Source organism: Prevotella illustrans, assembly GCF_017426725.1.
In the GTDB taxonomy this organism is placed as follows: domain Bacteria; phylum Bacteroidota; class Bacteroidia; order Bacteroidales; family Bacteroidaceae; genus Prevotella; species Prevotella illustrans.
Genome location: NZ_JAERMS010000067.1, coordinates 1 through 6,642, shown reverse-complemented (window position 1 = coordinate 6,642; position 6,642 = coordinate 1). Strand labels below are relative to the sequence as shown.

General features: G+C 36.2%; 5 protein-coding genes. All 5 read right to left on the bottom strand.

Annotation, left to right across the window (positions count from 1 at the left end):
- Positions 1-50 precede the first annotated feature (50 nt).
- The 5 genes from cas3 to cas6 are packed head-to-tail and all read right to left on the bottom strand — an operon-like array spanning position 51 to position 6,381.
- Complete coding sequence (gene cas3, locus JHU38_RS12025; protein WP_232369965.1) at positions 51-2,291, bottom strand: CRISPR-associated helicase Cas3'; 2,241 nt, start codon at positions 2,289-2,291, stop codon at positions 51-53.
- 41 nt (positions 2,292-2,332) lie between these two features.
- Complete coding sequence (cas7p, locus tag JHU38_RS12020) at positions 2,333-3,313, bottom strand: type I-PGING CRISPR-associated protein Cas7/Csp1 (RefSeq protein WP_107581342.1); 981 nt, start codon at positions 3,311-3,313, stop codon at positions 2,333-2,335.
- 11 nt (positions 3,314-3,324) lie between these two features.
- Positions 3,325-4,857, bottom strand: coding sequence for a type I-PGING CRISPR-associated protein Cas8c/Csp2 (gene cas8c / locus JHU38_RS12015; protein WP_158267274.1), 1,533 nt, complete (start codon positions 4,855-4,857; stop codon positions 3,325-3,327).
- 2 nt (positions 4,858-4,859) lie between these two features.
- Positions 4,860-5,594: a type I-PGING CRISPR-associated protein Cas5p gene (gene cas5p, locus JHU38_RS12010; protein WP_107581340.1), complete on the bottom strand. Its 735-nt coding sequence runs from the start codon at positions 5,592-5,594 to the stop codon at positions 4,860-4,862.
- Between the two features lie 10 nt (positions 5,595-5,604).
- Entirely contained in the window at positions 5,605-6,381 is a 777-nt protein-coding gene (gene cas6, locus JHU38_RS12005; protein WP_107581339.1) for a CRISPR-associated endoribonuclease Cas6, read from the bottom strand.
- Positions 6,382-6,642: the final 261 nt, after the last annotated feature.

The following is a 6,642-nucleotide window of genomic DNA, read 5'->3' as shown; positions in this document are numbered from 1 at the left end:
TAGCTTGCGCCGACAAAGCTGATAGTAATTAAAATGAGTACCTGTAATGATCATAAAAAAACATCTCCTTCCTCATCTATTAAATTGACTCCTATATCATCTAAATAGAAACCATCTCGTACCACATCTATGTTTTCAATGTTATATTCGCCTATCTTAATTGATTTTGTATCTATACGATGAAGTTTACGTCCTTTATCTACAAGATACAAAGGAAGTTCTATAGCATTTTCTAATTTAAACTTATAAAATGAAGAATAGTTTCTAAAACTTGGGTATGAGGGTTCTCTTACAAAGACAAAAGATTGGACTTCAATATCACGACTTTTCCAAAAATTCGTATCTATATCTTCTTTATCAGTTTTCTCTCTTGGTCTTATCAACCAATTATAAATAAAATAAGAACGGAGTGTTTCAGCATTATCACGGGCTTTTATAGTAAATGGTATCTTATCATTATAAACGCTATTCAATATATTAATCAATATATTCATACTATATTCTCCTGTAACTAATGATGAAACAGTTTTATCTAATGCAGAGCAACTTTTCCATATTTTATCTTTACGATCATAGCTTCCATAAGGAGCAGGATAGAGATTACTTTTCTTTTGAGGACAAACAACGTATAGTTGCCCTATTTTTTTTGCATCAAATCTACATAACCTACCGGCACGCTGAGTAAGTCTATCAATAGGACATATCTCCGAAACCATCATGTCTGCACTTATATTAATACTCATCTCCCCTATTTGAGTTAAGATCGCTATACCTCCAGCCATTCCATTCTGCCAAGCATCTTTACCAAGCGCTGAAAGAAGCTGATTCTCTTTATTCAACTTATCTAACTCTGTAAATCTACTATGATAAAGTAATATGGGTAACCTACTTCCTCCATCCTCAACCTTCTTTACAACGTACCTATATAACTTTATTGCATTATCGACAGTGTTCATATAGAAAATAGCATTACCACTTTCTATCGCCTTTTCAATAACCCTATCTAAATCGGACAAAATATTATAATCAAATATAGATTCTATAGCGAAACGAACCCGATTATAGTCTGACTTATCTTCTAAAATATCAGTTACATGATACCCTGTCTTTTTATAAGATCTTATTACAGATTCTGGTAGAGAAGCACTCATTATTAATACAGGAACATGCCAATAGCTTAAAATTGTGAGTAAAAAATTTATATTAGCCTGTGTAAAGTCATCATAGAAGTCTGCCTCATCAATAACTAAACAGGAATTTGCCATATTAAAATTAATGAGGTGATGGTCTTCTCTTGTTAAAGTTAATGACATCAAAAGATGATCTATTGTACATACCGTTATTGGGGTTTCCAATAACCGTGCCATATCTAATTCTTTTAATGCATAAGCAAGACTACTTGACCCATTTTCTACATTATTATTATATTTAGCAAACCATGCACTTGAATGATATAGTCCCGTTGCAGACAATGTTTTTGATACATTAACGGATAATGCATTAGACGTAAACCTTGTCGGCATTGCAATTATCAGTCTATCGGCTCTTTTATTTTCAATTTGTTTAAGAGCCCATAACAAAGAGGCATCTGTTTTACCAGCCCCTGTAGGAGCACGCACCAAAAGGAGTTCCTCTTTCCAATGTTCCTCTACCAGTTTTTGTATTCCCCTCTTCTCTGAAAAGGGGAATACATACTCAAAAGGAGTTATCACAGGTAAAGATTCTCCATCTTCTTTTGCACTTGCACGATGATCGGCAAGTTGTAGCATCCCTCTTACTCCATCATATTCATAGGCAGAAGCTGCTACACGATTCAAATCCTCACTTTCTATAATTTCGTTAGAAACAGATTCAATCTTATTCCATATATCCTTATGCCCTTCTTGTATCCAACGATCTTTGAAAGACAAGCCTAATTTCGTATGATGAGCAGCAATAGCAACACTGACTGGCATTGGAATATATTGCATCTTCTTTTCCAAAGAAACTAGTTCGTGCCTGATACCACATGCCCTAAGGTGTTTTCCCCCTTCATGAAATAAGTAATCAGCAATATCTTTGGCAGTAACCTCTGAATGTTCTTCTCTCCACCGGCAATAGTCCACATAATCAGCTTGACATGCTGTTTGCCATTTTATATTTTCTTTCCCAATATCATGGTATAATGCAGAGATTTCTATACGCTTCCGTAAATCTTTTCCTACTATCTTCTGATATTTATCACAAGTTGCAGGAAGACTGTCACAAATTGACATTGCTTCCGATACCACATCGGTTGTATGTTGTTCCAATGTGATACCGGAAGGCTTTGCCAATACCTTTTTACAAATACTCATTCTTGAGACAAACTTGATTGCCCGTCCGTTTTCTCTTTCTTTTCTTTCTTTTTGAGATTATCTTTTAAATATACCTCTTCAAATGTTTTCACAATAGAATCGTCTGCATCAAAAGTAAACAAACTATTGTTCTCAAGAAAAGCCAACGCTTTCTCATATGCTTTTCTCACACTATTCTCTGTTTTATCATCCCCAAGGAAATATGTCGCTTCTCGGGCTTCCAGCTCTTCAATAATATTCTTACGTTCGATTGCATCTGCTTCATAATAACGACAAGCTTTCCGGCTCAATACTGTATCAAATACGATAAGAACTTGCTGTGGTTCTCCACATACAGCATTTCTAGCTTGATTAGAATAATCATTCATATACTGAGTTGCCTGCAGAAATAACTTTGCCCTGCGCTTTCTCTCTGATTCCTTAGCATGCTTTGAATAAATTGTTGCTATATTAAAACCTTTTTTATAAGAATATCCTTTATGAATACTCAAAGATGTAACGTCTAAGAAGAAGTTCATCTTCATCAAGTCATATTGGCTAAATTCCCTGGTTGCCAACGCTTGTTCTGTTGAATCAGCACCTGCCGTTGTTTTCAACCTTACAAGCAAATCTCTCCCGATTTCACTCTCAGACATAGCTATAGCAGGTGTAACAGATAGCGGTGCTGTCCTACGACCAGAATATTCGCCTTTAGAAGGGTGCATGAATCCTCCCATATCGGCTCTCAAGTCGCAATCAACCATATCCGTAACGCCATCTCCATTAGATACAAATGTTTTTCCCTTGCAAGGATCATCCTCATTAAGTCGATTTATTGCAGAAAACAAAACATGACGCTGCATTTGTCCAGAAATGTAAACGCGTCCATCAGGCCTCCTTTTTATAGAAGAAGCATTACCCAATAACTTTTCACCATTGTTTGCCATGTGGTTCTCAAAGGGAGCCAAAGATGACACTAAAATTCCTTTTATGACCATAAGTAATTATATTAAATGTTAGAATAATCAGTTTCTTGTTCACTTGCTTGACCCGAATTATCAGCAAACTGCTCCGCACTTTCTTCTTTGTTTTGCCGTAGCCTTAAGAAAGCAATCAGTAGGTTTCTTGCTTTACCCACCTCCAACTCCCCACTCATGGCTTGTTCCATAAATAGGGAAGCTGCGAAGGACGCATCTGAATTAGACAAGCGCCCTGCCCGCGTTATGATTTGAGCGATCAAAGCATCTCCTGTTTTTGCAGCGAGGGCAGAACTTTCCAATTCGACAAGGAACTTTGCTTTTACCTTTCGTCGTTCCTCATCACCCGATTTTCCTTCATCTGTCAATGCTTTCTTTGCGGCACGATACGCTACGGTGTTTAGCCACCGACCAAATTCTTTTGCTGAGTTCACAACTTTTCCATCTATCTTTTCCATGTCTTCAAAATATGTTGTTAATAATAATCTTAATGCCGAAGGATACGTTGCCCTAAACGCTAAGAAATCCTTGAATGCAGGCCTATTAAATAACTGAAGAAATCTACCTGCAAACAAATCAAACGTCTCGTATGCAGTCTCCTTTTCATTCTTTTCCTTTTCCGTCTCACCTGGCTCATCCTTCTCTCTGTCGCCGTAATTATAAAGCGTACACCAATAAATACTATCGACGATTTGTCGCAAGCTCCCCTCACTTGCCAAACGTATAATATAATGATTATAGGTGAACACAGAGGCATCACCATATTTGACCATATATATATTTGCATTCTCCAGGCTCTTGATAACTTGCTTTGCTAACGGGGAAGTCTCACTATCTTTTATCATCTCGCCAATAGTTCCCAACAGTGCTATACTGCATAAGGCAGAACTCCGAGGAGGATTAGGGAAATTCCCCTTAAAGATGTTAGGACGTTTGGGCGTATAAGTTATTTTCCCTTTTTTTCCCTTCATATTTTTCACGACTTTCCCATTCAATATATCTGACTCCATATTTTTTGTAGAAAGTATTTTGAAAAGTCTGATAAAATCCATTAGCTCTTTTATTTCCAAATCAGGAATAATACATACATTTTCTTTTTTCGATTGTAAACAAGGCTTTAGATGAGTTAGAGATGTTAGAGCAGCAAGACATTCGTTATAGATAGTGGAAGATGGTTTGCCTCGTGATATATTCCCTTTTTCAGAAAAAGCACTAAACTCTCCCGCTATAGGCATAGCTGATTGTGGTATTTTACAAGAAGCTGATAAATTCAGCTTTTCGCTCTTTAGCTTCTGAAGTAAATCATATAATTTTGAAGCTCTCATCTCTGTAGAAATAACATTAGGAGCCAAATAGAAGAAATTCTTTGCATCATTCTTCTCTCGTGAATAGCCAAAATGCACCTTTTCTTTTCCCTCAAAGTTTCCCAACGGCTTCAGGCTGAAATATTCCATCTCTCTTTGAAGCTCTTGTTTTATGAGATTTTCTGTAATATCTTCTAATCCTGTAAGACGATTGATTTCTACAAGAAGTGCCTTAGCATATTTGATATAAGGATGTTCCATATTCATTTTAATTTAATATCAACCCAACCTTCACTTGTTCCGAGGTATCCAAGATTGTTGCTATTTATATTTTGAAACAATAAATCACGCAAATGTATATCAATTAATAACGAAATTTCAAAAATCCCATTTATTGCTATGAACTCACGAGAAGTGGGACTTGTATAGAAACAAGGAATGGCACCCATATTATCACTAAACCATTTATTCCTTTCCTTGTCAGCATCCTTAGAAGATAGTTTTTTTTCTTCTACTACCTTTTCCCACATACTAAAAAGCTTACTTTTCTCAGCCAAAATATCTATATCAACATTTCTACAACCATTTATATGCTTATAAGAATCAGATCTTCTATAGCATCTATTCCACAAATCTTTGTAAAAACAAAGACTTTCGAATTTCACCTTTGGCTTTCCGTTGATTGAAAAATAGTCCATGAGAAGAGGCTGATAGGTTGAGCCTGAAACATAATCATCAACCTCTATCTTCTGTTTTTTCCGGATTGCTTTATATTCTTTGAAAATATTTTTTCTCAAAGGGAGATCAATATGCCAATCTAAGATATTTTCAAATAAACCACAAATCATTTTTTTATCCGGGTATTTCATACTTTTATAGTACGAGCCAGGCATCTCGCTAACCATCGATAATGGTGCTAACGGTCGTATTTCCAACGTTACCTTTGCCGACAACTCTGGAAGTTCCTTTAAAAGGGATAAATCTAAATTCGTTTGCATATATTCTTTCCTATTTTATTTCTATAAATCCAAAACCTTGTGAACACAATTCGCCCAAACCACCGTCATAAGCGATCTTCATTAATTCAATCGGGGCAGTTAAGCGGAAATCATAGCGGAAGCCACGAACACGAGTTTGATCGGGAGTACCGGCCTTGATCGTAACAAGCGTCGACTTAGGCTTATCCGTCATCAATTCAAAATCAAACGAAGAGACATCCCCTGTAAAAGACTGACCATAGAACGACTCATAACGAGCAAGAAGGCCTTTCAATAATCCATCCCGATAGTGGTTGTCCATGGGAGAGAGATACTGTACGCGGTCACCTTGCCGCTCACGAATACATATTGCCGAATTAGCCCTGAACTCCATCTTTTCCTCTAAACTAAGAGATGGCTGCGCCTCTATACCTACCACATCCAAAGCCACTCGATAGTCTTTATTTCCAACCACAACGTGTTGATTGGCAAACAAGCCTTGGACAAACTCTGCTGTAGTTTGTTCGGGTAAGAAACTAACGAGCCACTCTATCTTATTACCAATTATATTGATGCAGCCAGCCTTGGGTAGTATACGGTATTTTTCAAATTGAAATCGTGAATAACAGAACAACTTGAAATGCTTTCCATTATCAAGCTTGAAACCATTATCATGAAGCCATGCAGAAAACTCGGCATTGGCTTTCGACAATATCTTGTATATCATGGCAGACTGTTCATATTGATAATTAACGGGTAAGCAGTCGCCATATTTGCGGTCTATCTGAAATATGATTTTAAATCTCATATCTACAAAGAATTATTGATAAAGAAATAAATTTTCATGGTAAAAGAACTTCATGGTTTAGTACCTGTAAAGTTATTAGTTTTTTCAATATAATCCTAATTTCATACTGTTTTTTACAGCTTTCTAAAAGATTACTCCAAATGCCATCTTCAAACTCAACATTTTTCAAAAGGTATCAATATTGTTGTGGAAAAAGATTATATTTTCAATAGTGTCCTAAATAATTTTTGTGAAAACGCATACAAAGTTGCATCAAATCAT

Coding starts and splice junctions, on each gene's coding strand:
- cas7p (WP_107581342.1), bottom strand. CDS start 3,313: ATGGTCATAAAAGGAATTTTAGTGTCATCTTTGGCTCCCTTTGAGAAC.
- cas5p (WP_107581340.1), bottom strand. CDS start 5,594: ATGCAAACGAATTTAGATTTATCCCTTTTAAAGGAACTTCCAGAGTTG.
- cas6 (WP_107581339.1), bottom strand. CDS start 6,381: ATGAGATTTAAAATCATATTTCAGATAGACCGCAAATATGGCGACTGC.
- cas8c (WP_158267274.1), bottom strand. CDS start 4,857: ATGGAACATCCTTATATCAAATATGCTAAGGCACTTCTTGTAGAAATC.